Below are 26,324 nucleotides of genomic sequence, written 5' to 3' on the forward strand. Positions count from 1 at the left end.
GCAATCCCCCGCCCTCGCTTCGCTCGGGCACCCCCTTTCAAAAGGGGGCAAGCGGCTTCGCCGCTTGTGCGCTCCTAGGGCATCACAAGGTGGAACTACCCCGGCTCTTTTTCTCTACTTTACGAATTGAAGTCCCATAATTTTACAAGAACATCCTTCGTCACCGGGTGGAGCACTGAAGGGATACCGCAATCTCTCAGAGCGAGGCAAAAGTTCTTTCTGCTTCTCTTTCTTTCAAGAAAGAGAAGGCCCGTCCGGAGAGGACAAAAAAGGGGGGCTCACTGATAGAGGAAGCCCAGCTGTTCCAAGGACTGGCGGACGCGGGCGGCGGCCTCCTGGCTGGGGCAGAGGACGGTATGGAGGTGGACCCCCTCGGTGAGCTGGGAGAGGGGGGCGGCCTCCTCCTGCCAGCAGCGGGCTACAAACTGCGCCACGTCGTAGCGGCTGGACAGGCGCAGCGGCCCGGTGAGCTGGCCATAGATGGGGTGCTCCACGATGACGTCCAGGACGGTGCAGCCCTGGTCCACCATAGCGTTAAGCTCCTCCTCCATCTGCTCCCCCCGGTGGCGGCAGGCGAAGGTACAGGTGACTCCGGCGGGGGGACGGGGCAGGACGTAGCCCCGGGGGGTCGCGGTGATATCCAGCCCTCCCGCCCGGAGCAGGGCCACGTCTCCTACGATAATCTGGCGGCTCACCGAAAACCGGCGGGCCAGGGCGGCGGCGCTCACCGGGCCCTCCGCCTGCTTCAGCTCCTCCGCCAGGGCTCTTCTCCGGCTCTCACTGTCCATAGCATCCCCACCTTTAAAATCGTCTCTCCTTAGTTTATCACAGCCAACTTCCGCTGGCAACCTTGACTTTTTCCCCAAGGCCGTGTATATTCTTTCCTGGGGGAGCGGCGTCGAAAACAGCCGCCCTCTCCCCATATGATGCAGAAAAGGAGATTGAAGAACATGAGCTTGCTGAAACGGACTGCCGCCGCCGGGCTGGCACTGTGTCTGCTGCTGGCGCTGGCCGCCTGCGGAGAGAAGGGTCTGACGGAGACGGACGCCCAGGTCTACGTGAAGGGCCACCTGGACGCCGCCTATCTGGGCTCCTATGACCAGGCCTACATCGACCTGGTGGACGACATGACCCAGGAGGACGCCCAGAAGATGCATGACCAGAACGTAGAGGACGAGGCCGACATTCTGCTGGAGTACCTGACCATAGAGGACCCCACCGACGAGCTGCGCAAGCAGGCCCAGGACCTGGTGCGGGAAATCTACTCCCACTCCAAGTACACCGTAGGCTCCGCCACCAAGACCAAGGACGGGGACTTCGCCATTGAGGTGACCGTCTCCCCCATTGAGGTCCTGACCCTTCAGACCGAGAACGACTTTATGGACGCCCTGGAGGAATCGGGCTATGTGGACGCCCTCACCGACGAGGAGATCGCCCAGGCCGATATCCGGCTGGGTGAAATTTTGCTGGAGCAGCTGGAGGGCTTTTTGCCTCAGCTCAGCTACGGCAAGGACCAGATTATCATGCTCCAGCTCAAGCCCGACGAGGAGGGCTATTACTCCCTGGTGGACACCGGTATGCTGACCCTGGACGGCTGCATCATCGACTACACCGGCGAATACATGAACTGATTTTTTCGCCTCCCCCAGCGGGAGGCGTTTTTTCTCTTGACTTTCCCGCGCTGACTTTATAGAATAGAGTGGCTTATACAGGATCAATTTCACAGTAAAGGACTGAAAACCAATATGGCCAAAGAAAACAAGAAGCAGGTGGAGCAGATCACCAACATGGAGGTGGACTTTGCCCAGTGGTACACCGACGTGTGCAAAAAGGCGGAGCTCATTGACTACTCCTCCATCAAGGGTATGTTCATCTACCGCCCCTACGGCTACGCCATCTGGGAAAATATCCAGAACGAGCTGGACAGAAGGTTTAAGGAGCTGGGCCACGAGAACGTGTATCTGCCCATGCTCATCCCCGAGTCCTTGCTCCAGAAGGAGAAGGACCACGTGGAGGGCTTCGCCCCAGAGTGCGCCTGGGTCACCATGGGGGGCAGCGAGAAGCTGGAGGAGCGGTATGCCATCCACCCCACCTCCGAGACTCTGTTCTGCGAGCACTACAAAAACGTCATCCACTCCCACCGGGACCTGCCCAAGCTGTACAACCAGTGGTGCTCCGTCATCCGCTGGGAGAAGACCTCCCGCCCCTTCCTGCGCCACCGGGAGTTCCTGTGGCAGGAGGGCCACACCATGCACGCAACCCCTGAGGAGGCCCAGGAGGAGACCATGCAGATGCTCAACGTCTACGCCGACTTCCTGGAGAACGTGCTGGCCATGCCGGTGGTCAAGGGCCGCAAGACCGACAAGGAGAAGTTCAACGGCGCTGAGGCCACTTACACCGTGGAGTGTATGATGCACGACCACAAGGCCCTCCAGGCGGGCACCAGCCACTACTTCGGCGACGGCTTCGCCAAGGCCTTCGACATCACCTTCACCGGCAAGGATAATCAGCTCCACAACCCCCACCAGACCAGCTGGGGGGTTTCGACCCGCATGATCGGCGGCATTATTATGACCCATGGCGACAACAGCGGCCTGGTCCTGCCCCCCCGCATCGCCCCCATCCAGGCCATGGTCATCCCCGTGGCCCAGCACAAGGAGGGCGTGCTGGAGGCCGCCTCTAACCTGCTGGATCGCCTGAAGGTCGCCGGTATTCGGGCCAGAATGGACAGCAGCGACCAGTCCATGGGCTGGAAGGCCGCCGAGTACGAGATGAAGGGGGTCCCCCTGCGGGTCGAGATCGGCCCCAAGGACATGGAGAAGGACCAGTGCTGCATCTGCCGCCGGGACTCCGGTGAGAAGGTGTTCGTCCCCCTGGCCCAGCTGGAGGACACCGTGAAAGAGCTGCTGGACCAGGTGCACGTGGGCCTGTACAACCGGGCCAAGCAGAACCTGGAAAACCACACCCGCACCTGCCTGACCCTGGATGAGGTCAAGACCTTTATGGAGTCCGAGGGCGGCTTCGCCAGGACCATGTGGTGCGGCGAGCTGGACTGTGAGCTGAAGATGAAGGAGCAGGCCGGGGTCACCTCCCGGTGTATGCCCCTGGAGCAGGAGCACGTGGCCGATACCTGCGTCTGCTGCGGCAGGCCCGCCAAACACTCCATCCTCTGGGGCGTCGCCTACTAAAATACGACAAATGCCCCGCTCCTTTTCCGTGGAGCGGGGCGCTTTTTGTCATGGTGACATTAAACCGCTGATTTCTAGTAGACGCTTGATCTCATTGACAGACGTGCGTAGGTGACGGTATGCCGCGCTCAGTCCTGCCGCATAGGGGTCATTTACATATGTAAGCCCCCATATCATCAGTTCCATTGCGTTGACCTCTTCCAGTACACGAGTCAACACTTCGATCAATTCCTCCAGATTTAGTTTACTTTCCATGTCAAGTTCCCTCCTTCTTTAAGATTCTAGCCCGAATATGGGCTCTTGTCAACAACGAGGCTATCCGTTACTCTGAATTTGGATAGAGAGGCGGATAGAAGATGATTACCTTTGAGCGGCTCTGGCTGACAATGAGGGAAAAAGGGATCTCCCAGTATAAGCTGATCCATGATTACCAAATCAGCAGCGGCCAGTTGGACCGCTTGCGCAAAAATGAGTACGTCAGTACCCATACCCTGGACCGGCTCTGTACCATCCTGGACTGTAATTTAGAGGATATTGCACAACACCACAAAACATAAGCCCCGCTCCTTGTGTCAGGAGCGGGGCATTTTTTGTGTGGGGATCATTGATTTTCAACCGCCCCTTGACTCACCGGCGGACGCGGGGAGGTGACGGTATGCCGTGGTAAAATCCGGCAGCCCTTACGCCGCCTTCTGATAGTCAATAACAGAAATCTCCTGCATAAGCTGTTTGGCCGCAGATACCAGCTCCTCCAGGCGTGCGGCAACTTCGTCTGTGTAAAACTTTTCCCCGCACTGCTCACATTCCTCACAGGGAACGTTTTTGATTACAATGATACCATTCCTGTAATTTACAACATGAGTTATAAACGATTCCTTCACTGTGTCACATTTGCAAAACATACACATAAATCAACGCCCCTTTCTGGTCTTCAAAAAGGAATCCAGTTCCTCTGTATCAGGAGCGGGCTCTGTGTTACCAATCGCTGAAAATCTCGTCCACGCGGATGACAAAGTCGTCATAGAGGTGACATTTAAATTCTGTGACCACCGCGGCCCGCTCCCCTGGAGACAAATCCTCCCACTCCTCCCTGGAGCAGTGGGTATACAGATTATCCAGCGCATAGCCGCCGTCCCGGAGCCGGTAGACCTCCACAAACCGGTCCCCGGGGCTGACAATCCAGTACTCCGGAACGCCGCTGGCCGCATAGACGTTCTTCTTATGCCATTTGTCATTCCTGGCCGTGCCGGTGGAGAGCACCTCCACCACCAGGTCGGGCGCGCCGTATACGCCCTTCTCCTTGATTTTGTCCCGGTCGCAGACCACCATAAAATCGGGGATAAACCGGTCCTGGTCCGTCAAATAGAGGTCGTACCCGTTCCCAAGCGGAACGCAGCGTTTCCCCTTCAAATAGGTGCGGAACATGAAATGGATATTTTCCGCAATCCGGTTGTGGCTTGTGGCGGTGGGGGACATGGCGACAATCTTTCCCCCAATCAGCTCCTGGGCGGGGCAGTCCTGATCGGCCAAATTGGTGTTCATAGCGGCGCTCCTTTCTCCCATCCCGGCGCTGGCCTCCCTACACGACCCGCTCGAAAATATCCGCAATCTGAATGGTCAGGTCCGGGAAGATGCCGCACTGGAACTCGGTGGGGATGGCGTCCCGCTCCTCCTGGCTCATCTTCCGCAAAATGGCCTCGTGCTCCAGACCGTAGGCGCCGTGGAGGATAAACTGTCCGTCCTCCAGAAAATACTGCTCCACCGTCCGGTCCCCGGGGCCCACGATCCAGTACTCCCGGACGCCGCACCGGGCATAGACGTCCTGTTTCCGCCCCCGGTCGTACCGGGCCGTGCTGGGGGAGAGCACCTCCACCACCAGGTCGGGCGCACCATACACCCCGTCGGTCTTCACCTTGTCCGAGTCGCAGACCACCATCATGTCCGGGATAAAGCGGTCCTCCTCTGTCAGGTACAGGTCAACCCCGTCAGCAAAGGGCTCACATCTGCACCCCCTCAAATAGTGGGAAAACATTCTGTAAATATTTCCGGCAACCCGGTTGTGGTTGACCGCCGGACTGGGGGACATGGCGACAATCTTCCCCCCAATCAGTTCCTGGGCGGGGTAGTCCTGATAGGCCAAATTGGTGTTCATAACGGAGCTCCTTTCTCCAATCCCGACGCTGGCGTTCTGACTCTATTATACCCGATCTGGGGGAGAATCGCAAGACAAAAAGGGACCCGGCCCCCTGCGCGATCAGGAAACCGGGCTTTCTATGGCCTATTTATGATGACAGCTGCTGCATTGGCTGCAATCACCGTTACAACATCCGTCCGCCTTGTGCTTCTTCCACAGGGAGCGGACCGCCAGCCCCACCAGGCCGGCCAAGACAAGAACGACAACAAGGTCGCCAGGCGTCATATTGCGTCCTCCTTTTCCACTGGCACTGCGGAGGAACCGGGTCCTCTCCGCAGCAGTTAGTATTTACTAACCTTCTGTGATCCTTAGTTTAATATAACTAACTGATTTTGTCAAGACCTCCCTCTAAATTTCTTGCCTTTTCGGCGTGTTTATGGTAAACTGTCTCCCAGGAGGACTTTGACTTATGAACATTCACGAATCTGCGGAGGATTATCTGGAGGCGATCCTGATTCTGCGGGAACGCCAGGGTATGGTGCGCTCCATCGACGTGGTCCACCAGCTGGCGTTGACCAAGCCCAGCGTCAGCGTGGCGATGAAGCGGTTCCGGGAAAATGGCTACATTGAGATGGACGGCGACGGCTACATTACGCTGCTCCCCCCGGGGGAGGAGATTGCCCAGCGCATCTATGGCCGGCACAAGCTGCTGACCCAGTTCCTGATCTGTCTGGGGGTGGGGGAGGCCGCCGCTGCCGCTGACGCCTGCAAAATGGAGCACGACCTGAGCGAGGAGACCTTTTCCCAGATCACCGCCTTTGTCCAGGAGCACTCCGGCCAGCCCTAATCGCCCCCTTCTCATCTCCATGAGAAAAACAAAAACCCGCCTGACGGCGGGTTTTTATCTTACACCAGCTGGATGATCGCCATCTCGGCAGCGTCGCCGCGGCGGGGGCCAATGCGGACAACGCGGGTATAGCCGCCGCTGCGGTCGGCGTACTTGGGACCGATCTCCTTAAACAGCTTGTTGGCCACGTCCTCCTTAGTGATGTAGGACAGGGCCTGGCGGTAGGAGGCCAGGGTGTTGGTCTTGGCCAGGGTTATCATCTTCTCGGCCACGGGAGCCACTTCCTTGGCGCGGGTCACAGTGGTCTTGATCTGGCCGTTCTCCAGCAGATAGGTGACCATGGCACGGAGCATAGCCCGGCGCTGGTCGCTGGTGCGGCCCAGTTTGCGGTTTTTCTGAGACATAGTAAACACTCCTTCGACCTCGCGGGGCGAGATCAATTTAAATTCGTTCAGTTAAAGCGGAACGTTACATACGCTTTTTCCCGAAGCCGCGCTGTTCGCAACGGCTCGGACGCTCAGTTATTTTCTTCGCTGGCCAGGGACAGGCCCATCATGGACAGCTTATTGATGACCTCTTCCAGGGACTTGCGGCCCAGGTTCCGAACCTTCATCATCTCCTCCTCGGTCTTGGAGATCAGGTCCTCCACGGTGTTGATGTTAGCCCGCTTCAGGCAGTTGTAGGAGCGGACGGACAGGTCCATATCGTCGATGGTCATCTCCATCACCTTATCCCGCTGAGCCTCCGCCTTCTCCACCACCGTGGAACGGCTGCCCATGGTCTCCGACAGGTCGGTGAACAGGGTGAAGTGGTCGCACAGGATACGCGCCCCCAGGGATACGGCGTCCCGGGCGTCGATGGTGCCGTTGGTCCACACCTCCAGCGTCAGCTTGTCGTAGTCCGTGGCGTCGCCCACACGGGTATTCTCCACAGTGTAGTTGACCTTGCGCACGGGGGTGTAGATGGAGTCAACGGGGATGATCCCAATAATGGCCTGGGCGGGCTTGTTCTTGTCCGCCGAGACGTAGCCCCGGCCATGGGACAGTGTCAGCTCCATAGAGAGGGTGGCGTCCGGACCCAGGGTCGCAATGTGCAGGTCGGGGTTGAGGATCTCCACATCGGCGTCGGCTTTGATGTCGCCTGCGGTGATCTTACCCTCGCCGGCGGCCTCGATATGGACGGTCTTGACTCCATCGCAGTACAGCTTGGCGATGATGCCCTTCACGTTGAGGACGATCTCGGTCACGTCCTCCTTCACGCCGGGGATGGTGGTAAACTCGTGCTGAACCCCGGAAATCTTGATGGAGGTGACCGCCGTGCCAGGCAGGGACGACAGGAGAATCCGCCGCAGGGAGTTGCCCAGGGTGGTGCCATAGCCCCGCTCCAGAGGCTCTACCACATACTTGCCGTAGGAGGCGTCGCCGGGATTTTCGATACAGTCGATACGGGGCTTTTCAATTTCTATCATATGCTGGAATACCCTCCTTTTCTCAGCGGCGCTCCCGCGCCGCCTCATTCAGCTCACCAATATCTGAGGGTTCTCTAAGTCTGTGTCAAGCCGCTGCGGGGCGGGACGACTCGGCGCGCCGTCTCTGCTCGAAGGTGCCTTCTGGTGCGCCGGGGCCGCCGCGCCCCACAAAATCCTGCGGACTGGCTTGAAAAAGGAATTACTTAGAATACAGCTCGACGATGAGGTGCTCTTCCACGGGGAAGTCGATGTCGTCCCGAACGGGCATGGCAGTGACGGTTCCCTGAAGGGTATTCTTGTTGCGGTCCAGCCACTTGGGCACATTGACCACGGGGGCGTCCTCGCCGGTGAGGCGCTTGAACTTGACGGAGGAGCGGCTCTTCTCCCGCACCTCGATCACGTCGCCCACCTTGACCAGGTAAGAGGGCACATCGACCCGCTGGCCGTTGACGGTAAAGTGGCCGTGAGTTGTAAGCTGGCGGGCCTCCCGACGGGTCATGGCGAAGCCCAGGCGGTAGACCACATTGTCCAGGCGGCGCTCGATGAGGGTCAGCAGGTTCTCGCCCGTCTTGCCCTGCATCCGGGAAGCCTTCTCGTAGTACATATGGAACTGCTTCTCCATCACGCCGTAGACAAACTTGACCTTCTGCTTCTCGGTCATCTGCATGGCGTACTCAGACTGCTTCTTGCGCATCTGGCCCTTGGGGTTGCGGTTGGTTGTCTTCTTGGCATAGCCCATGGCGGCGGGGGACAGGTTCAGCGCCTTGCACCGCTTGGCGATGGGCTGCATATTTCTAGCCATCTGTCAAAACCTCCTTCAATCAGACACGGCGGCGCTTCGGGGGCCGGCAGCCGTTGTGGGGGACGGGGGTCACGTCCTTGATGAGGGTTACCTCCAGTCCCACGGCCTGCAGCGCCCGGATGGCGGCCTCACGCCCCTGGCCGGGGCCCTTCACAAAGACCTCCACGGTCTTCAGGCCATACTCCATCGCGGCCTTGGCAGCCGTCTCGGCGGCGGTCTGAGCGGCGAAGGGGGTTGACTTGCGGGAGCCGCGGAAGCCCAGGCCGCCGGAGGAGGCCCAGGACAGCGCGTTGCCCTGCGCGTCGGTAACGGTGACCATGGTGTTGTTAAAAGAGGAACGGATATGCACCTGGCCCCTCTCTACGTTCTTACGCTCGCGGCGCTTGCGCACCACTTTCTTTCCTTTGTTCGCAGCCATGTGTATCCCTCCTTACTTCTTCTTATTGGCGACGGTACGCTTGGGACCCTTGCGGGTGCGGGCGTTGGTCTTGGACCGCTGGCCCCGGACGGGCAGCCCCTTGCGGTGGCGGATGCCCCGGTAGCAGCCGATCTCAGTGAGCCGCTTAATGTCCATCGCCACGTTGCGGCGCAGGTCGCCCTCCACGGTGTAGTCGTGGATGACCTCACGCAGCTTGGCCTCGTCCTCCTCGGTGAGGTCCTTCACGCGGGTATCGGGGTTAACCCCGGCCTTGGCCAGGATCTTGTTGGCGCTGGTGCGCCCAATGCCGTAGATATAAGTGAGGCCGATCTCGATTCTCTTCTCTCTCGGCAGGTCAATACCGGCAATACGAGCCATTTTTTACAGCACCTCCAATTAACCTTGTCTCTGCTTATGCTTGGGGTTTTCGCAAATTACCATGACTTTGCCCTTGCGCTTAATGACTTTGCACTTCTCGCACATGGGCTTCACGGACGGTCTGACTTTCATTGTTAAAACCTCCTGAACGCCTGAATGGCCCCTCGTTGTCGTGGGCTGCGTACTGTCCGCTCCTCCCCTCCAAGGCAAAGGCTTTGGGGCAGCCTGCGGCCGCCTCCCCGGAGGCAAGGCGCCCGGGGAACCCTTGACAACTCGGTCGTTGATAGTTACATAAATTTACTTGGAACGCCAAGTAATGCGGCCTCGGGTGAGGTCGTAGGGTGACATTTGGATGGTCACCTTGTCGCCCGGCAGGATACGGATGAAATTCATGCGCAGCTTGCCGGAGATATGTGCCAGGATAATGTGGCCATTTCCGATGTCCACATGGAATGTTGTATTGGGCAGGGCCTCGGTGACCACGCCCTCCAGTTCGATCATATCATCTTTCGCCAAGGGTATATCCCTCCTTGAAGGCGGCCAGCGCCCGTCTCAATGCCCGGTCAGAGACCGGTTCCCCCTGTTGCAGACTGCGGACCACGGGGTTGTCATACATATGCAGGTGGTCGGTCAGGCAGCAGACGTGCCCCAGCTTTTTCCTTTTGGGCCGGGACGCCTTACGCCGCTTCCCGTCGGCAAGCAGCAGCCTGTGCCCTTCCTGATCCACGCCTACCACAAAGAAAATGCCTTCCTTATCCCGTCCGGCGTTGGCCCGGACGATCCAGCCTGTGTAGTCATACATAGGCCCCGTCCTCGGTGACGGTCAGCACTTCGGGGCCGTCCTCGGTGATGAGGATGGTATTCTCGTAGTGGGCGGCCAGGGAGCCGTCTTTGGTGACGGTGGTCCAGTTGCCCTCCCGGTTTTCCACTTCCCAGCTGCCGGCGCACACCATGGGTTCCACGGCGATGGTCATGCCGGGCTGAAGCCGGGGGCCGTGGCCGGCGGGGCCGAAGTTGCGCACCTCGGGGGGCTCGTGGAGCTTTTTTCCAACCCCGTGGCCCACAAAGTCCCGGACCACGGAGTAGCCGTTCTGCTCCACATACTCCTGCACCGCGTGGCCGATGTCGCTCACACGAAAGCCTCTGCGGGCCTTTTGGATGCCCTCCCAGAAGCTCTGCTGGGTCACTTCCACCAGCCGTTTTGCCTCCGGGCTGACCTCTCCGCACAGGTAGGTGGCGGCGCAGTCGCCGTGGAAGCCGCCGATCAGGGCGCCCACGTCCACGCTGACGATATCCCCCTCCTTCAGCTTGTAGGGGCCGGGGATACCGTGGATGACCACCTCGTTCACCGAGATACAGGCGGAGCCGGGAAAGCCACCATAGCCCAGAAAGGAGGGCTTTGCACCGTGGCTCTCGATAAAGCGGCGCACGGTCCGGTCAATCTCGTGGGTGGTGATCCCGGGGCGGACCAGGGAGCCGGCCAGCGCCCGGGCCTGAGCGGTGAGCCGCCCGGCCCGGCGCATAGCCTCGATCTCCCGGGGGGATTTCAGCGATATCATTTCCAGCGCCATTAAAGTCCCAGCGCCTCCATGATGACCCGGTTGGTCCCCTCGATGGTGTCCTGGTTGGCCACAGGGGCCAGGATGCCCTTGGCCTCGTAGAAGCCCTTCAGGGGCTCGGTCTCCCCGTGGTAGACCTCCAGCCGCTTGCGCACCGTCTCCGCCGCGTCGTCGGCCCGCTGGACCAGCTGGCCGCCGCAGGAGTCGCACACCCCCTCCTGCTTGGGGGGCTTGGCCTTGATGTGGTAGGGGGCGCCGCAGCTCTGGCACACCCGGCGACCGGACATACGCTCCTCGATCTCGGCGTCGGAGATCTCAATGGACAGCACGTGGTCGAAGGTGACCCCCGCCTTGTCCAGCGCCTCCGCCTGGCCGGTGGTGCGGGGCACCCCGTCCAGGATGAAGCCTTTGGCGCAGTCGGGCTGCTCCAGCCGCTGGGCCACGACCCCGATGATCACGGAGTCGGGCACCAGCTTGCCGGCGTCCATATAGCTCTTGGCCTCCAGGCCGATGGGAGTGCCCTCCTTGATGGCCGCACGGAGGATATTTCCGGTGGAGATGGTGGGAATGTTCAGCTTGGCGCTGAGAATCTCGGCCTGGGTCCCTTTTCCCGCACCGGGAGCGCCCAAAAGAATCAATTTCATGCCGTCTCTCCTTACTCCAGGAAGCCCTTATAGTGCCGCATCAGCATCTGGGCCTCCATCTGCTTCACGGTCTCCAGGGCAACACCCACCACAATGATAACGGAGGTGCCGCCGATGGCCAGGGAGCTGTAGCCCACCAGGTTGCCGGTGATAATGGGGGCAATGGCAATTACGGACAGGTACAGGGCTCCAAACATGGTGATCTTGTTGAGGACCCGCATGAGGAAGTCGATGGTGGGCTTGCCGGGCCGCAGGCCGGGGATAAAGCCGCCGTTCTTCTTCAGGTTGTTGGCCACCTCCACCGGGTTAAAGGCCATGGTGGAGTAGAAATAGCTGAAGCCCACGATGAGCAGGAAATACAGCACACTGTAGAAGGGCTTGGTGGTGTCGAACAGCCGCATCATGCCGCCGCCGAAGCCCTCGCTCTCCGCAGTGACGCCCATAAAGCCGCAGATGGTGGCGGGCAGGGAGGCGATAGACTGGGCAAAGATGATGGGCATAACGCCGGCCATGCTCACCTTCATGGGGATGTGAGTGGACTGGCCGCCGTACATCTTCCGGCCCACGACCCGCTTGGCGTACTGGACAGGGATCCGGCGCTCGGCGTTGTTGATATAGACGATGAAGACCACCAGCGCCAGCATTCCGATGACGATGAGCACCAGCGCCCAGGGGGCCAGAGCCTGCCGGGCGTAGACCTTCATCTGCTCTGCGGCCTGCTCGGCGGTCATGCCCAGGTCGGTGAAGGTCTGCTCGCTCACCGCGCCGGTGCGCATATTGTTCCACAGCTGCAGGCCGGTGAAGCCGTCCATAACCATCTGGGGGAACCGGGAGACGATACCGGCGAACAGGATGATGGAGATGCCGTTGCCGATGCCGAACTCGGTGATCTGCTCACCCAGCCACATCAGGAAGGCGGAGCCGGCGGTGAAGGAGATCACGATGACCAGGCCAACCCAGATGCTGTTCAGGGAGCCGCCGTTGACCAGGCCGTAGCTGCGGACCAGGGTGTAGTACCCGAAGCCCTGGAGCAGCGCGATGGCCACGGTGGTGTACCGGGTGATGGAGGCGATCTTCTTGCGCCCCTCCTCGCCGCCCTCCCTGGCCAGCCGCTCCAGAGCGGGGATGGCCACGGTGAGCAGCTGGATGATGATGGAGCTGTTGATATAGGGCTGGATGGACAGGGCGAAAACGGTGGCCATGGAGAAGGCGGAGCCGCTCATTGCGTTCATCAGGCCCAGGATACCAGTCTGGCTCTCCATATAGGCGCGCAGGCTGTCAGAGTCGATATAGGGCACGGGGATAGCGGCGCCCAGGCGGAAGATGAGCAGCGCCATAATGGTGAAGAGCATCTTCTTTTTCAGCTCGGGGACCCGCCATGCGTTGCGAATGGTCTGAATCATAGTCAGACCACCTCCCACTTACCGCCGGCAGCCACGATCTTCTGTTTGGCAGAGGCGGAGAAAGCGGAGGCCTTTACAGTCAGTTTCTTGGAGATCTCGCCGTTGCCCAGGATCTTCACGCCGTACTGGCACTTGGACAGGATGCCCTTCTCCAGCAGGGCCTGAGCGTCCACCACCGCGCCGTCCTCGAACTTCTCCAGAGCGGAGACGTTGATGGCCTCCAGGGGCTTGGCGAAGATGTTGTGGAAGCCCCGCTTGGGCAGCCGGCGGGCCAGAGGCATCTGGCCGCCCTCAAAGCCCACGCGGACGCCGCCGCCGGAACGGGCCCACTGGCCCTTGTGGCCCCGGCCGGCGGTCTTGCCGTTGCCGGAACCGGCGCCCCGGCCCTTGCGGTAGGCCTTGGTGTTGGAGCCGGGGGCGGGGGAAAGTTCATGCAGATTCATGTCGTGCGCCTCCTCGTTAGTTTTCCTCGGACACCTGGAGCAGGTAGCCGATATGGGCGATCTTGCCGCGGGTAGCCTGGTTGTCAGGCTGCACGGTGGTATCGCCGATCTTGCGGAGGCCCAGGGCCTCGGCGGTCGCCTTGTGCTTGGCGATGCGGCCGTTCAGGCTCTTGACCAGCTTAATGTTTAGATTAGCCATTTTTGACCCTCCTTAACCCAAGATCTCTTCCACGCTTTTGCCGCGGACACGGGCCACTTCCTCGGGGGTGCGCAGGGACTTCAGCCCTTCGAAGGTGGCGGAGACCACGTTCTGCGGATTGTTGGAGCGCAGGCACTTGGTACGGATGTCCTTGATGCCGATGGCTTCCATCACGGCACGGACGGGGCCGCCGGCGATGACGCCGGTACCGGGGGCGGCGGGCTTCATCAGGACCCGACCGGCGCCGAACTCGCCAATCACCTCATGGGGGATGGTGGTGCCGGACAGGGACACGTTGATCATGTTCTTCTTGGCGTCCTCAATGCCCTTGCGGATGGCCTCGGGCACCTCGGCGGCCTTGCCCAGGCCAAAGCCCACGCGGCCCTTCTCGTCGCCAACCACCATCAGGGCGGAGAACTTGGCCACACGGCCGCCCTTGACGGTCTTGGATACGCGGTTCAGATAAACCAGCTTCTCGACGAACTCGCTGGGCTCTCTCTCAAATCTAGGCATAGTTTCTTCCTCCTCCCTTAGAATTGCAGGCCGCCCTCGCGGGCGCCCTCGGCCAGAGCCTTCACGCGGCCGTGGTAGACATAGCCGCCGCGGTCGAAGACCACGGTGTCAATGCCCTTGGCCTTGGCGCGCTGGGCCACGTTCACGCCCACCTGCTTGGCGGCGTCGGACTTGGTGCCCTCGCAGGCAAAGTCCTTCTCCAGGGAAGACGCAGAGACCAGGGTCACGCCGTTCACATCGTCGATGATCTGGGCGTAGATGTTGGTCTCGCTGCGGAAGACGTTGAGACGGGGACGCTCGGGCGTGCCGGAAATCTTAGCACGCACACGCTTGTGGCGCTTGATGCGCTGGGAGCGGGTATCGGGTCTGTTTACCATAGGTGGCACACCTCCTTTTACTTCTTGGCGCCGGTCTTACCAGCCTTGCGGCGGATGACCTCGTCAGTATACTTGATGCCCTTGCCCTTGTAGGGTTCGGGGGGACGCTTCTCCCGCACTTCGGCGGCAAACTGGCCCACCTTCTGCTTGTCGCAGCCGTGGATGATGATCTTGTTGGGGCCGGGGACCTCAATAGTGATGCCGTCCTTCTCCTCCATAATGACCTGGTGGGAGTAGCCCAGGTTCATCACCAGCTTGGTCCCCTCCTTGGCCACACGGTAGCCCACGCCGTTCACGTCCAGCTCCTTCTTGAAGCCGTCGGTCACACCCACCACCATGTTGTGGATGAGCGTGCGGGTCAGGCCGTGGAGGGCCCGGTTCTCCTTGGCGTCGTTGGGGCGGGTCACGTGGAGCACGCCGGCGTCCATTGCGATGGACATATTGGGGTTAAACTGCTGCGTCAGAGAGCCCTTGGGCCCCTTGACTGTGACAACGTTGTTGTCCTCTACCTTGATCTCCACTCCGGCGGGAATGGCGATAGGAGCTCTACCAATTCTGGACATATCCTATACCCTCCTTACCAGACAAATGCCAGGACTTCGCCGCCGACATGGGCCTCCCGGGCCTTCTTGTCGGTCATGACGCCCTTGGACGTGGAAACAATGGCGATTCCCAGGCCCCGCAGGACCTTGGGCAGCTCGTCGGCCCCGGCATACACCCGCAGGCCAGGCTTGGACACCCGCTTCAGGCCGGAGATGACCTTCTCCTTGCCGGCGTTGTACTTCAGGGCAATGCGGATGACGCCCTGAGTGCCGTCGTCGATGAGCTGGAAGTTCTTGATATAGCCCTCGTCCAGCAGGATCTGTGCAATGGACTTCTTCATGTTGGACGCAGGCACATCCACGGTGTCATGCTTGGCGTTGTTCGCGTTACGGATACGGGTCAGCATATCCGCGATCGGGTCGGTGATTTGCATTGCGTGTTTACCTCCTATTACAGATTACCGGTTTTACCCGGTAGAGACGGTAAGGTATCGGGGATTAGGCCGTCCCCCGACCTGTTGACCGCCTTCGCACCTGGTTGGGGCAGGCGCTCGCTGGGGTGGAGTCCCTCCGGCTGTACACGTTGGCCGGAGCTCCTCCTGATTTATCAAAACCGCACGGGGCGGATTTGACCAAATGGGTGTGTCCCGCCTGCGGCCGCACCTGCTCCAATGAAGGGCAGACACGGACAATCCAGCTCCTGCGGCCCTGTCACTTTCCCGATACTCCGGGAGTTTACACGGTACGCAGAGGGAAACGCACGGCTGCGTGTGGAGGAATTTTTCCTCTGAACACAACGACTGATTATACTCCGAAAAAGTGGGTTTGGCAAGGTTTTTTTGCCGCGAACACACGACCGTGTGGGAAGATATCTCCCGTATACCTCACTTTTTGCCTCTGGTCCGCACTCCAGAGCAGGGCTTGTCCCTCGTCCCGCCCGCAGGCGGCCTGGCCCCTTTTGAAAGGGGCTCCGCGAAGCGGTGGGGATTGTCTAGCAGGCACTATTTCTACTTAAAATTTGAAATAGAGGTCAGCTTCTCTGGCACAATCCCTCCGCACAAAGAAATTCCCGCCCCAAAGAGGGACGGGAATTGGGATAACGTTCCTTTACCAGGAAGCCTTGCGCACACCGGGGATCTGCCCCTTGTAGGCCAGTTCCCGGAAGCAGATACGGCAGATGCCGTAGTCCCGCAGGTAGGCGTGGGGACGACCGCACAGCTTGCAGCGGTTGTAGCGGCGGGAGGAGAACTTGGGCTCCTTCTGCTGCTTCAGGATCATAGACTTTTTCGCCATAACTCTTCCTCCTCCTTAGCGGCCGGCGAAGGGAGCGCCCACCAGCTTCAGCAGCTCACGGGCCTCCTCATCGGTCTTAGCGGTGGTGACCACCACAATGTCCATGCCGCGGATCTTGTCGATCTTGTCATACTCGATCTCGGGGAAGATCAGCTGCTCCTTCACACCCAGAGCGTAGTTGCCCCGGCCGTCGAAAGCGTCGGCGGAGATGCCCCGGAAGTCACGCACGCGGGGCAGGGCCACGTTAAACAGGCGGTCCAGGAACTCCCACATTTTGTTGCCCCGCAGGGTCACCTTGGCGCCGATGGGCATACCCTCGCGCAGCTTAAAGTTAGCCACCGACTTCTTGGCCTTGGTGATAATCGCCTTCTGGCCGGTGATGGTGGTCAGGTCGTTGACCACGGCGTCCAGCACCTTGGCATTCTCCCGGGCCTCGCTGCAGCCCACGTTGACCACGATCTTCTCCAGGCGGGGGATCTGCATGGTGGACTTGTAGCCGAACTTCTGCATCAGAGCAGGAGCGACCTCGTCCTGATACAGCTTCTTCAGGTTAGGCACTTTCTTTTCCTCTGCCATTTCGATTCACTCCTCCTCTCTTAAATCTCGGCGCCGCACTTCTTGCAGACGCGGACCTTCTTGCCGTCGGCCAGCAGCTTGTGGGCGGGCCGGGTGGGCTTGCTGCACTTGGGGCACACGCGCTGGACCTTGCAGGCGTAGATGGGGGCCTCCTTCTGGAGGATGCCGCCCTGCTCGCCCTGCTGACGGGGCTTGGTATGGCGGGAGACCATGTTGACCTTCTCCACAACCACCTTGCCGGCCTTGGGGTCCACGGACATGACCTTGCCCTGCTTGCCCTTGTCCTTGCCGGACAGGACGACGACGGTGTCGCCGCTCTTGATACTCAATTTGTTCATCGTAAATCCTCCCTTACAGCACTTCGGGAGCCAGAGACAGGATCTTCATGTAATCCTTGTCGCGCAGCTCGCGGGCCACTGGGCCAAAGATACGGGTGCCGCGGGGGTTCTTGTCGTCGCGGATGAGAACGGCGGCGTTGTCGTCAAAGCGGACGTAGGAGCCGTCGGGACGGCGCACACCCTTGGAGGAGCGGACGATGACGGCCTTGACCACCTCGCCCTTCTTCACGGTGCCGCCGGGCTGGGCCTTGCGGACCGAGGCCACCACCACGTCGCCGATGTTGCCGAACTTGCGCTTGGAGCCGCCCAGCACCAGGATGGTCTTAATCTCCTTGGCGCCGGTGTTGTCGGCCACCTTCAAATAAGTTTCCTGCTGAATCATGCTGCCGACACCTCCTTATTTCGCCTTCTCGATGATCTCAACCACGCGCCAGCGCTTGTCCTTGGACAGGGGGCGGGTCTCCATGACCTTCACGCGGTCACCCACGCCGCACTGGTTGTTCTCATCGTGAGCCTTCAGCTTATAGGTTCTCTTAACGATCTTCTTGTACAGAGGGTGGGCCACGCGGTCGGCGATGGCGACCACAACGGTCTTATCCATCTTATCCGAAACCACCAGGCCGACTCTGGTCTTACGGGAAGAAGTTCTGTTTTCCATCTTCTATTCCTCCTCTTAGCGGCCGGCGAGCTGCTGCTCGCGGATGATGGTCTTGACCCGGGCGATATCCTTCTTCACTTCAGCAATGCGCAGGGGGTTGTCCAGCTGGTTGGTGGCGTGCTGAAGGCGGAGATTGAACAGGTCCTTCTTCAGGTCCACCAGCTTGGTCTCCAGCTCGGCGGCGGACATTTTGCGAACTTCATTGGCCTTCATTACGCTTCACCACCCTTCTCGGTCTCCTCGCGCTTAACGATCTTGCACTTGACGGGCAACTTGTGGCTGGCCAGGCGCAGAGCCTCCTTGGCGATCTCCTCAGAGACGCCGGCGATCTCGAACATGACCCGGCCGGGCTTGACCACGGCGACCCAGTACTCGGGGGAGCCCTTACCGGAGCCCATGCGGGTCTCGGCGGGCTTCTCGGTGACGGGCTTATCGGGGAAAATCTTGATCCAGACCTTGCCGCCGCGCTTGGTGTAGCGGGTCATGGCGATACGGGCGGCCTCGATCTGGTTGCTGGTGATCCATGCGGGCTCAGTGGCCTGCAGGCCGTACTCGCCGTAGCTGACGAAGTTGCCCCGGCTGGCCTTGCCCTTCAGGCGGCCGCGGTGGACACGGCGGTACTTGACTCTCTTGGGGAGCAGCATTACTGAGCGCCTCCTTCCTTCGGAGTGTTGTCCCCGGCAGGACGGGGGCCACGGTTGTTGTTGAAGTTACCCTGGCCGGCGGGACGGGGGCCGCGGTTAAAGCCGCCGCCCTGGCGGTCCCGGTTGAAGCCGCCCCGGCGGTCGCCGTCACGGCGGCGGGGACGGTCCCGGCGCTCCTGATAGGGCTTGCTGGTGTCCAGGGTGCGGGGGGTAGTGCGCAGGGCCTGGGTGAGCACCTCGCCCTTGTAGATCCACACCTTCACGCCGATGCGGCCATAGGTGGTGGCAGCCTCGGCAAAGCCGTAGTCGATATCGGCCCGGAGGGTCTGCAGGGGGATGGTGCCGTCGTGATAGTGCTCGGTGCGGGCGATCTCAGCGCCGCCCAGACGGCCGGAGCAGGCGGTCTTGATGCCCTTGGCGCCGGCCCGCATAGCGCGGCCCATAGAGTTCTTCATGGCCCGGCGGAAGCCGATGCGCTTCTCCAGCTGCTGGGCGATGTTCTCCGCCACCAGCTGGGCGTTGGTGTCCACGTCCCGGACCTCCACGATCTTCAGGTCCACCGGCTTCTGGATCAGCTTGACCAGCTGGGCCTCCAGCTTCTTGATGTCCTCGCCGCCCTTGCCGATGACCACGCCGGGGCGGGCGCAGTGCAGGTATATGCGCACCTTGGCGTTGTCCCGCTCGATCTCGATCTTGGGGATGCCGGCGCTGTAGAGGTTCTTCTTCAGGTAGTCGCGGATCTTCTTGTCCTCCACCAGCAGGTCGCCCACCTTCTCGCTGCGGGCATACCAGCGGGAGTCCCAATCCTTAATCACGCCCACGCGCAGACCGTGGGGATTCACTTTCTGTCCCATATTGTTCCTCCTCCCTTAGCGCTCGCTCACGGCGATGGTGACGTGAGAGGTACGCTTGTTGATCCGGTAGGCCCGCCCCTGGGCCCGGGGCATAATGCGCTTGATGATGGGGCCGGGGTTGGCGTAGCAGGCGGACACGTACAGCTTCTCAGGGTCCATCTGGTGGTTGTTCTCCGCGTTGGCGGCGGCGCTCTTCAGCAGCTTGAGCACGGGCTCAGAGGCGGCCTTGGGGGTCTGCATCAGGATGGCGGCGGCGGTGGCCACGTCCTTGCCCCGGATCAGGTCCAGGACGATCTTCACCTTACGGGGAGAGATCCGCAGATATTTCAAATTGGCTTTTGCTTCCATCTCGTCTCTCCTCCTTACTTACCGGTCTTGCTGCCCGCGTGGCCCCGGAAGGTGCGGGTGGGCACGAACTCGCCCAGCTTGTGGCCCACCATGTCCTCGGTGACATAGACGGGCACGTGCTTGCGGCCATCGTGTACAGCAAAGGTGTGTCCCACGAAGGAGGGGAAGATGGTGGAGGCGCGGCTCCAGGTCTTCAGCACCTTCTTCTCGTTCTTCTTGTTCAGCTCATCGACCCGCTTCAGCAGCTCAGGGGCGCAAAAGGGGCCTTTCTTAATGCTTCTGCTCATCTTTTACACTCCCTCCTTACTTGCTGTTGCGGCGCTTGACAATGAACTTGTCAGTGCGGTTCTTGGTCTTGCGGGTCTTGTAGCCCAGGGCCGGCTTACCCCAGGGGGTCACAGGCCCGGGACGGCCCACGGGGCTCTTGCCCTCGCCGCCGCCGTGGGGGTGGTCGTTGGGGTTCATCACGGAGCCGCGGACGGTGGGACGCCAGCCCATGTGGCGCTTGCGGCCCGCCTTGCCGATCTGGATGTTGGCCCAGTCTGTGTTGCCCACCTGGCCGATGGTGGCCTTGCAGTTCTCCCGGACCAGGCGCACCTCGCCGGAGGGCAGGCGGATCTGGGCCATGCCGTTCTCCTTGGCCATCAGCTGAGCGGCCACACCGGCGGCGCGGACCAGCTGGGCCCCCTTGCCGGGGTAGAGCTCGATGCAGTGGATGGTCTCGCCCACGGGGATGTTAGCGATGGGCAGGCAGTTGCCGGGGAGGATATCGGCGTCGGGGCCGGTCATGATCACGTGGCCCGCCTTCAGGCCGTTGGGGGCCAGGATATAGCGCTTCTCCCCGTCCTCATACTGGATGAGGGCGATGTTGGCGGAGCGGTTGGGGTCGTACTGGAGGTTCAGCACGGTGGCCTTGCCCTCCTTGTCCCGCTTGAAGTCGATAATGCGGTACTTCTGCTTGTTGCCGCCGCCGTGGTGGCGGACGGTGATGCGGCCGTAGCTGTTGCGGCCCGCGTGCTTCTTCAGCACCTCGGTCAGGGCACGCTCGGGCTTGGCCTTCTTGTCGATCCCCTCGAAGGCAGACACAGTCATGTGACGGCGGGAGGGGGTTGTGGGCTTATAAGTCTTGATAGCCATTTCTCAATTCCTCCTTACACCATACCCTCGAAGAACTCGATGGACTTGGAGTCGGCGGTCAGGGTGACCATCGCCTTCTTCCAGCTGGGACGCCGCCCCGCGGGACGGGCGCCCATGCGCTTCTCCTTGCCCTGCATATTCAGGGTGTTCACCTTGGCCACCTTCACGCCGAAGATCTCCTCAATCGCCTTGGCGATCTCGATCTTGTTGGCGCGCTTGTCGACCTCAAAGGTGTAGCGCTTCATCTCGGTCTGCTCCATGGACTGCTCGGTGATGATGGGGCGCTTGATAATGTCATAAGCAGTGGCGGCCATTACGCGTACACCTCCTCGATGATAGCCAGGGCAGCCTTGTCGATGACCAGCTGCTTGGCGTTGACGATGTCGTAGACATTCAGGACCTTGGCGGTGGTGGTGACCACGCCGGGGATGTTCCGGGCGGACAGGACCACGTTCCGGGCCACCTCGGGGGTGATGACCACCGGCTTGGAGGCGCCCATGGCGTCCAGGAAGGTCTTCATGGTCTTGGTCTTCACCTCGGCCAGCTCCAGGCCGTCCACCACCAGCACCGCGTTCTCGGCGGCCTTGGAGGACAGGGCGGACTTGAGGGCCAGGCGGCGGGTCTTCTTGTTGAGCACATAGCGGTAGCTGCGAGGCTTGGGGGCAAACACAATGCCGCCGTGGGTCCACTGGGGAGCCCGGGTGCTGCCCTGACGGGCGTGGCCGGTGCCCTTCTGACGCCAGGGCTTCTTGCCGCCGCCGGAGACCTCGGCCCGGGTCAGAGCGCTCTGGGTCCCCTGACGGCAGTTGGCCAGGTGATTCTTGACCACCTCATGGACCACCGCAGGGTTGGGCTCCACGCCGAAGATGGCCTGGGAGAGCTCGATCTCGCCGATCTGCTTACCAGCCATATCATAAAGGTTCGCTTTAGGCATGACTCAATCTCTCCTTTCCTTACTTGTTGCGGGCGGAAGCCTTCTGCGGGTTGACACGGGCGGAAGCCTTCTGCGGGTTGACACGGCCAGCCTCGGTGGCGTGCTTGACGATGAGGGTCTTGACGGTGTTCTTCACATACACCACGCCGCCCTTGGGGCCGGGAATGGCGCCCCGGACCGCAATGAGGCCCAGCTCCTCGTCCACCTGGACCACGTCCAGATTCTGAACGGTGACCTGCACGTTGCCCATCTGGCCGGCGCCGTCACGGCCCTTGGCAATGTGGCCGGGAGTGGTACCGGGGCCCAGAGAGCCCTGATGACGGTGGACAGGGCCGCCGCCGTGGGTGTTGCGCTTCACAGCCGCGCCGTGACGCTTGACAACGCCCTGGAAGCCGTGGCCCTTGCTGGTGCCGGTGACGTCCACAAAGTCGCCCGCGGCAAACACGTTGGCGGTGAGCACGTCGCCCACCTCATACTTGGAGCAGTCCTTCAGGGGGAACTCCTTGAGGACCCTCTTGTACTCGGACAGGCCAGCCTTCTTCTGGTGGCCCAGCTCCGGCTTGGTGAGCTTGCGCTCGGGAATTTCCTGGAAGCCCAGCTGAATGGCCTCGTAGCCATCCTTCTCGGCGGTCTTCTTCTGCACCACCGTGCAGGGGCCGGCCTGAATCAGGGTGACAGGTACCACCCGGCCGGCTTCATCGAAGATCTGGGTCATGCCGATCTTTTTGCCGATGATCGCTTTCTCCATTGGGTTGTTTCCTCCTATTAAAGGTTATTGGTCGGCGGAGTTGACCATTGGACTGTCATTGCTCCGGCGACTTGACCCGCCTGCCTCAATTACGCGGCAGGCTGTGGGTACACAAAATGAAACAGAATTTGCCGCGCTGTTCGCAACGGCTCGGACGCTTACAGCTTGATCTCGATCTCCACACCGGCGGGCAGCTCCAGAGACATCAGGGCCTCCACCGTCTTGGGAGAGGGCTTCACCACGTCGATGAGGCGCTTGTGAATGCGGCGCTCGAACTGCTCCCGGCTGTCCTTGTACTTGTGAACGGCCCGCAGGATGGTGACCACTTCCTTCTTGGTGGGCAGGGGGATGGGACCGGAGACGTTGGCGCCGCTGCGCTTGGCGGTCTCCACGATCTTCTCGGCGCTCTGGTCGATGAGCTGATGGTCATAGGCCTTGAGGCGGATGCGGATCATTTCTTTCTGAGCCATGTGGGTGTTTCCTCCTTGTTTTCATACGAAGTTGAGTTTTTGGGCCTGCCGTGTGCAGTCCCGCGCTGTTTCTCGTCCTCCGTACGGTGAGCAAGTTTTGCACACGTTTCCGTGCGTATCACTTCCGGCCAGGAAAAAACCGGCGCACGCAGGCCGGTCCTTACTGCGCCGGACGATATACGCCCTGTACAGCACTCGCTCAGCCGCCCGATCTTCGGACATACTCCGCGGAAGTTACCTCATTTCTGAGCAATCTCCCGCATCATCGCTCCGCGCCCTTTTCAGACGCCCCGTTATCATACAACACACAGCCGTGTGTGTCAAGGGGTTTTGTAAAATTTTTTGGCATATTTTCGCTGTCCCATTGGTTTTTCTTTGTGCGTTTTGCGGGGGAAGGCGTTTTCAGCCCTCCCCCAGCATTCCGCTCTTCTCCAGCAGCAATGAGCCGTCTTCCCGGTACAGGGTCAGGGTGTAGCCGCCGCCTGCCCACCAGTGGTCCCCGTAACCGGTGGAGGGGGCCCGCGCCGGGAACAGCCAGGTCCCGTTTCCCGTATCCCAGCCTGGACCGGACCAGCCATAGTCGTTCTCCCGGTAGGACAGCTTGAGCCTTACCTCCCCCCGGACCGCCTCCCGGGGGACGTTGACAAACATCAGAGGGAACACAAACTCTCCCCCGCCCGGGCAGTTAACATAGGCGCTGGCATAGCCAAAAAAAGCGGGAGTTGGCCCCTCCTCCAGGGGATAGCGGTCCACCATCCACCGGCTTAATTCATACGTAGCTGCGGTGACCTTCCCCCCGGCAATTCCAAGAAAGGCGGGGCTGAGCATACTGATATCCTGGTCCTCCCCCGGCCTGGCGTACGGTGTCTCCCGCCCTGTGCAGGCAAAGACAATCTCGCTCCGGGGCAGCAGATGGGTCCGCTCCATGCGGCGAAACTCCAGCTCCGCAGTGGGCAGAGGGCAGCCCCACAGCCTCCAGAGCAGGGTCAGAATGGGGACGCACAGGAGAAAATTCCTCGCCGTCCTCTGCCCCCGGCTCAATCTGGGGCGGCGGGCCCAGCGCCGTTTCCACTTCTCTCTCACGCCTAGGCCCTCCCTTCCCCAGAGTCCTCTGGTCCTCTCATTCAATCCCTCCTCAGTGCAGGACCCCCTCCTGCTCCAGCAGCAGGGAGCCGTCCTCCCGGCAGAATCCCATGGTACAGGGGGCGCTGGTGCTCAGAGACCACGACTGCGCCGGCGAGCTCAGGGCGAAGAGCCAGACCCCCTCCGCCACCTGGCAGCCGGAGCCGGTGAGCACCACTCCGGACCCCGCCTCGACCCTCAGTTCTCCCCTGGCCGCCCCCTCCGGGACGCCGAAGACCACCACCGGTATACCGAGCTCCACGGCCTCTCCGGAGAAATCCGCCAGGGCGCTGCTCCAAAATCCCGCCGCCGCGGGGGTCTCTTCCAGGTCCACCTTGCGGAAGGTCCGCTCCTCCCCCAGCACCGCCCAGCGCTCCCCCACGCTGGCCAGCAGGCGGCGGTTCAGCTGTACCGTGCGGCCCTCCCCCAGGGCAAACCGCTCATTTTCCTCACCGGTAAAGACGAGCTGCCCGGGCGGCAGCAGGTGGGTCCGCTCCCACCGGCGCAGCTCCAGCTCCGCTGTGGGCAGGGGACAGCCCAGACGCATCCAGATCCCCAGGGAGAGCAGCCCGCACAGAATCAGGCAGAGCAGGGTCTTCCTCCCCCGGCTCACCCGCTCCCAGGCCCGATTCCACGCCTCCTCCCAGCGCTTCAGCGTCCTCATGGCACCACCACCCTCTCGGTCACCGGGGCGGACAGGACGAAGTCCCCCAGCTCACAGGTAAATTCCAACGTCATCCGCGCCCCGGGGGTCCAGTCCTCCGCCGGGATGTAGAGGGAAAAGTCCTTCCAGCCCAGGCCCCACCGGCAAAAATCCCCGCCGCTTAAAATCCGGGTTCCCCAGGTGCTGGTGATCCAGTAGCTGGAGTTATGCTCCGTGTCGGTGCGATTAACTACGATATGCCGGTCCATCTCGTGCCGCCCTCCATGGGGGTCCACGGCGGTGAGGCCGGCGAGGACGGTGTTCTCGTCAATCCGCGCCCAGAACCGGGGGGAGGACACCCGAAGCGTCAGCTGGAGGCTGTCCTCCGCGCCGTACTCTTCAGGCCGGTCCACATAGGCCGCTCCGATGATCTGGAAGGTGTAGCCCCCCAGTTGAGCCCTCTCCCCGCCCCAGACCCGGTGGTACATGGCCCGCCCGGTCATACGGCCCCAGAGGGAGCGCTCCACCACGCCGTCACGGTTCCCCATCCCCACCAGGAGGAACAAAAACCACAGCACTACCAGAGTCCACCGGCTGGCCGTCCACAGCCAGCCCAGCCAGGGGCGGTGGATTCTGGCCAGCTCCCGCTTCAGCTCCTCGGCGTCCCCCATGGCCGCCAGCGCCCGGTCCTGGGCCTCCGCCTCGGGGATATCCGGGAAGCTGCGGTGCAGGCCGGCCTCCTTGTCCTCCAGGTGGGCCGCCAGCTCCCGGCGCACCTGCCGCCGGTCCGGCCCAAACCGAATGCCCGACACCGCTGTGTCCAGCCATCTCTCTTTTCCTGAGCCCAACAAAGGCCATTCCTCCCCTCTCGCTGTGCGGTTCCGCTCACGCCAGAGCGCTGGCCCCGTTGGACAGCACCTGCTCAACCCCCTGGCGGAAGACGCTCCACTCGGTACGCTTCTCGTCCAGCAGCTTCTTCCCCCTGCGGGTCAGCCGGTAGTACTTGCGCATCCGTCTGGTGGGGGCCTGCTGCTGGTAGGAGGACAGGCACTTCTCCTTCTCCAGGGCGTGGAGAATGGGATAGAGGGTCCCCTCCTTCATCTGAAACAGCTTGCTGGAGCGGCGGGACAGCTCCTCGATGATCTGATAGCCGTACATATCGCCCCCCTCCAGCAGCGACAACACCAGCATGGTCCCGCTCCCCGCCATCAATCCCTTGTCAAAGCCCATAACGCCCATCCTTTCTGAATCTTCGGTTTTTACCTAGATCAACTAGGTATATTATACCTAGTTGATCTAGGTATGTCAAGGGCAAAATCCCCCCAGACTCCAGCACGCACAGTGGAGCAGGATCCCACAAGCGGCGAAGCCGCTTGCCCCCTTTTGAAAGGGGGCCCGAGTGTAGCGAGGGCGGGGGATTGTCCCTGGAAGTACCATCTTCTACCTCAGATTTCAAGTCGAAGTAATACCTGCAAATCAATCCCCACCGGCTTCGCCGGATCCCCTTTTCAAAGGGGCCGGGCCGCCTGCGGGCGGGACGAGGGATAGGCCCTGCGGAGCAGGGCTCCACAAGCGGCGCAGCCGCTTGCCCCCTTTTGAAAGGGGGTGGAAAGATTATCATATGAAGTGCAACACAAGAAAAAA

At 61.2% G+C, this 26,324-nt stretch carries 46 protein-coding genes; 4 read left to right on the plus strand and 42 right to left on the minus strand.

Features of this window, described 5'->3' with window-relative positions; genetic code table 11:
- Positions 1-278 precede the first annotated feature (278 nt).
- Entirely contained in the window at positions 279-788 is a 510-nt protein-coding gene (locus D1646_RS17830) for a transcription repressor NadR (protein ID WP_160637759.1), read from the minus strand.
- A 162-nt stretch (positions 789-950) separates the two neighbouring features.
- Here D1646_RS17830 and D1646_RS17835 point away from each other — a divergent pair, with 162 nt between their 5' ends.
- Positions 951-1,631, plus strand: coding sequence for a hypothetical protein (locus tag D1646_RS17835; RefSeq protein ID WP_160637760.1), 681 nt, complete (start codon positions 951-953; stop codon positions 1,629-1,631).
- A 114-nt stretch (positions 1,632-1,745) separates the two neighbouring features.
- On the plus strand, positions 1,746-3,188 hold the full coding sequence (gene proS, locus D1646_RS17840) for a proline--tRNA ligase (protein ID WP_160637761.1): 1,443 nt from the start codon (positions 1,746-1,748) through the stop codon (positions 3,186-3,188).
- A gap of 48 nt (positions 3,189-3,236) precedes the next feature.
- On the opposite strand, the gene D1646_RS17845 is transcribed toward proS, so the two are convergent.
- Positions 3,237-3,443: a hypothetical protein gene (locus D1646_RS17845; RefSeq protein WP_160637762.1), complete on the minus strand. Its 207-nt coding sequence runs from the start codon at positions 3,441-3,443 to the stop codon at positions 3,237-3,239.
- 101 nt (positions 3,444-3,544) lie between these two features.
- Between D1646_RS17845 and D1646_RS17850 the strand changes: the two genes are divergently transcribed.
- Entirely contained in the window at positions 3,545-3,745 is a 201-nt protein-coding gene (locus D1646_RS17850; protein ID WP_160637763.1) for a helix-turn-helix transcriptional regulator, read from the plus strand.
- A 123-nt stretch (positions 3,746-3,868) separates the two neighbouring features.
- Here D1646_RS17850 and D1646_RS17855 read toward each other — a convergent pair whose 3' ends face one another.
- From D1646_RS17855 to D1646_RS17870, 4 genes are all read right to left on the minus strand, one after another.
- Complete coding sequence (locus D1646_RS17855; RefSeq protein WP_160637764.1) at positions 3,869-4,096, minus strand: type II toxin-antitoxin system MqsA family antitoxin; 228 nt, start codon at positions 4,094-4,096, stop codon at positions 3,869-3,871.
- 67 nt (positions 4,097-4,163) lie between these two features.
- Complete coding sequence (locus D1646_RS17860; protein WP_160637765.1) at positions 4,164-4,730, minus strand: Uma2 family endonuclease; 567 nt, start codon at positions 4,728-4,730, stop codon at positions 4,164-4,166.
- Between the two features lie 37 nt (positions 4,731-4,767).
- Positions 4,768-5,340, minus strand: coding sequence for a Uma2 family endonuclease (locus D1646_RS17865; RefSeq protein WP_160637766.1), 573 nt, complete (start codon positions 5,338-5,340; stop codon positions 4,768-4,770).
- Between the two features lie 126 nt (positions 5,341-5,466).
- Positions 5,467-5,607: a FeoB-associated Cys-rich membrane protein gene (locus D1646_RS17870; RefSeq protein ID WP_160637767.1), complete on the minus strand. Its 141-nt coding sequence runs from the start codon at positions 5,605-5,607 to the stop codon at positions 5,467-5,469.
- Between the two features lie 184 nt (positions 5,608-5,791).
- Here D1646_RS17870 and D1646_RS17875 point away from each other — a divergent pair, with 184 nt between their 5' ends.
- Positions 5,792-6,169, plus strand: a complete 378-nt coding sequence (locus tag D1646_RS17875) for a metal-dependent transcriptional regulator (protein WP_160637768.1) — start codon at positions 5,792-5,794, stop codon at positions 6,167-6,169.
- Between the two features lie 59 nt (positions 6,170-6,228).
- Here D1646_RS17875 and rplQ read toward each other — a convergent pair whose 3' ends face one another.
- The 36 genes from rplQ to D1646_RS18055 all read right to left on the minus strand — a co-directional run bounded on the left by rplQ (position 6,229) and on the right by D1646_RS18055 (position 25,910).
- On the minus strand, positions 6,229-6,573 hold the full coding sequence (gene rplQ, locus D1646_RS17880) for a 50S ribosomal protein L17 (RefSeq protein WP_160637769.1): 345 nt from the start codon (positions 6,571-6,573) through the stop codon (positions 6,229-6,231).
- A gap of 113 nt (positions 6,574-6,686) precedes the next feature.
- Positions 6,687-7,637 carry a DNA-directed RNA polymerase subunit alpha gene (locus D1646_RS17885; protein WP_160637770.1) on the minus strand — a complete coding sequence of 317 codons (951 nt, stop codon included), beginning with the start codon at positions 7,635-7,637 and terminating at the stop codon, positions 6,687-6,689.
- Between the two features lie 199 nt (positions 7,638-7,836).
- Positions 7,837-8,439, minus strand: coding sequence for a 30S ribosomal protein S4 (gene rpsD, locus D1646_RS17890; protein ID WP_160637771.1), 603 nt, complete (start codon positions 8,437-8,439; stop codon positions 7,837-7,839).
- A 19-nt stretch (positions 8,440-8,458) separates the two neighbouring features.
- Positions 8,459-8,857, minus strand: a complete 399-nt coding sequence (gene rpsK / locus D1646_RS17895; RefSeq protein WP_160637772.1) for a 30S ribosomal protein S11 — start codon at positions 8,855-8,857, stop codon at positions 8,459-8,461.
- 12 nt (positions 8,858-8,869) lie between these two features.
- Positions 8,870-9,235, minus strand: a complete 366-nt coding sequence (gene rpsM / locus D1646_RS17900; RefSeq protein ID WP_160637773.1) for a 30S ribosomal protein S13 — start codon at positions 9,233-9,235, stop codon at positions 8,870-8,872.
- An 18-nt stretch (positions 9,236-9,253) separates the two neighbouring features.
- On the minus strand, positions 9,254-9,367 hold the full coding sequence (rpmJ, locus tag D1646_RS17905; protein WP_008982609.1) for a 50S ribosomal protein L36: 114 nt from the start codon (positions 9,365-9,367) through the stop codon (positions 9,254-9,256).
- 165 nt (positions 9,368-9,532) lie between these two features.
- On the minus strand, positions 9,533-9,751 hold the full coding sequence (gene infA, locus D1646_RS17910; RefSeq protein ID WP_023346491.1) for a translation initiation factor IF-1: 219 nt from the start codon (positions 9,749-9,751) through the stop codon (positions 9,533-9,535).
- Entirely contained in the window at positions 9,738-10,037 is a 300-nt protein-coding gene (locus tag D1646_RS17915) for a KOW domain-containing RNA-binding protein (RefSeq protein WP_160637774.1), read from the minus strand. Before D1646_RS17915 ends, infA begins: the two co-directional genes overlap by 14 nt.
- The gene (map, locus tag D1646_RS17920) at positions 10,030-10,794 is read right to left on the minus strand and encodes a type I methionyl aminopeptidase (protein WP_160637796.1); all 765 of its coding nucleotides are present in this window, start codon (positions 10,792-10,794) and stop codon (positions 10,030-10,032) included. The genes D1646_RS17915 and map overlap by 8 nt, the downstream gene beginning before the upstream one ends.
- A gap of 11 nt (positions 10,795-10,805) precedes the next feature.
- Complete coding sequence (locus D1646_RS17925) at positions 10,806-11,438, minus strand: adenylate kinase (protein ID WP_160637775.1); 633 nt, start codon at positions 11,436-11,438, stop codon at positions 10,806-10,808.
- A gap of 11 nt (positions 11,439-11,449) precedes the next feature.
- Positions 11,450-12,841 (minus strand): preprotein translocase subunit SecY, encoded by a 1,392-nt coding sequence (gene secY, locus D1646_RS17930; protein WP_160637776.1) that lies wholly within the window; start codon positions 12,839-12,841, stop codon positions 11,450-11,452.
- 2 nt (positions 12,842-12,843) lie between these two features.
- Positions 12,844-13,284, minus strand: a complete 441-nt coding sequence (gene rplO, locus D1646_RS17935; RefSeq protein ID WP_160637777.1) for a 50S ribosomal protein L15 — start codon at positions 13,282-13,284, stop codon at positions 12,844-12,846.
- Positions 13,285-13,300: 16 nt separating this feature from the next.
- Positions 13,301-13,483: a 50S ribosomal protein L30 gene (gene rpmD, locus D1646_RS17940; RefSeq protein ID WP_160637778.1), complete on the minus strand. Its 183-nt coding sequence runs from the start codon at positions 13,481-13,483 to the stop codon at positions 13,301-13,303.
- Between the two features lie 12 nt (positions 13,484-13,495).
- Positions 13,496-13,996, minus strand: a complete 501-nt coding sequence (gene rpsE, locus D1646_RS17945) for a 30S ribosomal protein S5 (protein ID WP_160637779.1) — start codon at positions 13,994-13,996, stop codon at positions 13,496-13,498.
- A gap of 17 nt (positions 13,997-14,013) precedes the next feature.
- Positions 14,014-14,373, minus strand: a complete 360-nt coding sequence (gene rplR, locus D1646_RS17950) for a 50S ribosomal protein L18 (RefSeq protein ID WP_160637780.1) — start codon at positions 14,371-14,373, stop codon at positions 14,014-14,016.
- A gap of 17 nt (positions 14,374-14,390) precedes the next feature.
- Positions 14,391-14,936: a 50S ribosomal protein L6 gene (gene rplF, locus D1646_RS17955; protein ID WP_160637781.1), complete on the minus strand. Its 546-nt coding sequence runs from the start codon at positions 14,934-14,936 to the stop codon at positions 14,391-14,393.
- Between the two features lie 14 nt (positions 14,937-14,950).
- Entirely contained in the window at positions 14,951-15,349 is a 399-nt protein-coding gene (rpsH, locus tag D1646_RS17960; protein ID WP_160569806.1) for a 30S ribosomal protein S8, read from the minus strand.
- 673 nt (positions 15,350-16,022) lie between these two features.
- Positions 16,023-16,208, minus strand: coding sequence for a type Z 30S ribosomal protein S14 (locus D1646_RS17965; RefSeq protein ID WP_023346502.1), 186 nt, complete (start codon positions 16,206-16,208; stop codon positions 16,023-16,025).
- 15 nt (positions 16,209-16,223) lie between these two features.
- Positions 16,224-16,784, minus strand: a complete 561-nt coding sequence (gene rplE, locus D1646_RS17970) for a 50S ribosomal protein L5 (protein WP_160637782.1) — start codon at positions 16,782-16,784, stop codon at positions 16,224-16,226.
- 20 nt (positions 16,785-16,804) lie between these two features.
- A complete protein-coding gene (gene rplX, locus D1646_RS17975) occupies positions 16,805-17,122 on the minus strand; it encodes a 50S ribosomal protein L24 (RefSeq protein ID WP_160637783.1) in 318 nt (105 codons plus the stop codon).
- Between the two features lie 13 nt (positions 17,123-17,135).
- On the minus strand, positions 17,136-17,504 hold the full coding sequence (gene rplN, locus D1646_RS17980) for a 50S ribosomal protein L14 (protein ID WP_160637784.1): 369 nt from the start codon (positions 17,502-17,504) through the stop codon (positions 17,136-17,138).
- A gap of 15 nt (positions 17,505-17,519) precedes the next feature.
- Entirely contained in the window at positions 17,520-17,780 is a 261-nt protein-coding gene (rpsQ, locus tag D1646_RS17985; protein ID WP_023346506.1) for a 30S ribosomal protein S17, read from the minus strand.
- Between the two features lie 15 nt (positions 17,781-17,795).
- Complete coding sequence (rpmC, locus tag D1646_RS17990; RefSeq protein WP_160637785.1) at positions 17,796-17,993, minus strand: 50S ribosomal protein L29; 198 nt, start codon at positions 17,991-17,993, stop codon at positions 17,796-17,798.
- Positions 17,993-18,424, minus strand: a complete 432-nt coding sequence (rplP, locus tag D1646_RS17995) for a 50S ribosomal protein L16 (protein WP_160637786.1) — start codon at positions 18,422-18,424, stop codon at positions 17,993-17,995. Before rplP ends, rpmC begins: the two co-directional genes overlap by 1 nt.
- Positions 18,424-19,278 carry a 30S ribosomal protein S3 gene (gene rpsC, locus D1646_RS18000; RefSeq protein ID WP_160637787.1) on the minus strand — a complete coding sequence of 285 codons (855 nt, stop codon included), beginning with the start codon at positions 19,276-19,278 and terminating at the stop codon, positions 18,424-18,426. Before rpsC ends, rplP begins: the two co-directional genes overlap by 1 nt.
- 15 nt (positions 19,279-19,293) lie before the next feature.
- Complete coding sequence (gene rplV / locus D1646_RS18005; protein ID WP_119345064.1) at positions 19,294-19,626, minus strand: 50S ribosomal protein L22; 333 nt, start codon at positions 19,624-19,626, stop codon at positions 19,294-19,296.
- 14 nt (positions 19,627-19,640) lie between these two features.
- Complete coding sequence (gene rpsS, locus D1646_RS18010) at positions 19,641-19,913, minus strand: 30S ribosomal protein S19 (RefSeq protein WP_120394623.1); 273 nt, start codon at positions 19,911-19,913, stop codon at positions 19,641-19,643.
- Positions 19,914-19,929: 16 nt separating this feature from the next.
- Complete coding sequence (gene rplB / locus D1646_RS18015) at positions 19,930-20,763, minus strand: 50S ribosomal protein L2 (protein WP_160637788.1); 834 nt, start codon at positions 20,761-20,763, stop codon at positions 19,930-19,932.
- Between the two features lie 14 nt (positions 20,764-20,777).
- A complete protein-coding gene (rplW, locus tag D1646_RS18020; RefSeq protein WP_120394625.1) occupies positions 20,778-21,077 on the minus strand; it encodes a 50S ribosomal protein L23 in 300 nt (99 codons plus the stop codon).
- Entirely contained in the window at positions 21,077-21,697 is a 621-nt protein-coding gene (gene rplD / locus D1646_RS18025; RefSeq protein WP_160637789.1) for a 50S ribosomal protein L4, read from the minus strand. The genes rplW and rplD overlap by 1 nt, the downstream gene beginning before the upstream one ends.
- Positions 21,698-21,716: 19 nt before the next feature.
- Positions 21,717-22,445 carry a 50S ribosomal protein L3 gene (rplC, locus tag D1646_RS18030; RefSeq protein ID WP_160637790.1) on the minus strand — a complete coding sequence of 243 codons (729 nt, stop codon included), beginning with the start codon at positions 22,443-22,445 and terminating at the stop codon, positions 21,717-21,719.
- 158 nt (positions 22,446-22,603) lie between these two features.
- Positions 22,604-22,915 carry a 30S ribosomal protein S10 gene (gene rpsJ, locus D1646_RS18035; protein WP_160637791.1) on the minus strand — a complete coding sequence of 104 codons (312 nt, stop codon included), beginning with the start codon at positions 22,913-22,915 and terminating at the stop codon, positions 22,604-22,606.
- 402 nt (positions 22,916-23,317) lie between these two features.
- Complete coding sequence (locus D1646_RS18040; protein WP_160637792.1) at positions 23,318-23,998, minus strand: hypothetical protein; 681 nt, start codon at positions 23,996-23,998, stop codon at positions 23,318-23,320.
- A gap of 52 nt (positions 23,999-24,050) precedes the next feature.
- Positions 24,051-24,701, minus strand: coding sequence for a hypothetical protein (locus tag D1646_RS18045; RefSeq protein ID WP_160637793.1), 651 nt, complete (start codon positions 24,699-24,701; stop codon positions 24,051-24,053).
- A complete protein-coding gene (locus tag D1646_RS18050; RefSeq protein ID WP_160637794.1) occupies positions 24,698-25,531 on the minus strand; it encodes a hypothetical protein in 834 nt (277 codons plus the stop codon). Before D1646_RS18050 ends, D1646_RS18045 begins: the two co-directional genes overlap by 4 nt.
- A 34-nt stretch (positions 25,532-25,565) precedes the next feature.
- Complete coding sequence (locus D1646_RS18055) at positions 25,566-25,910, minus strand: PadR family transcriptional regulator (protein ID WP_160637795.1); 345 nt, start codon at positions 25,908-25,910, stop codon at positions 25,566-25,568.
- Positions 25,911-26,324 lie beyond the last annotated feature (414 nt).

It is taken from the genome of Pseudoflavonifractor sp. 60 (assembly GCF_009911645.1).
Lineage (GTDB): Bacteria > Bacillota > Clostridia > Oscillospirales > Oscillospiraceae > Lawsonibacter.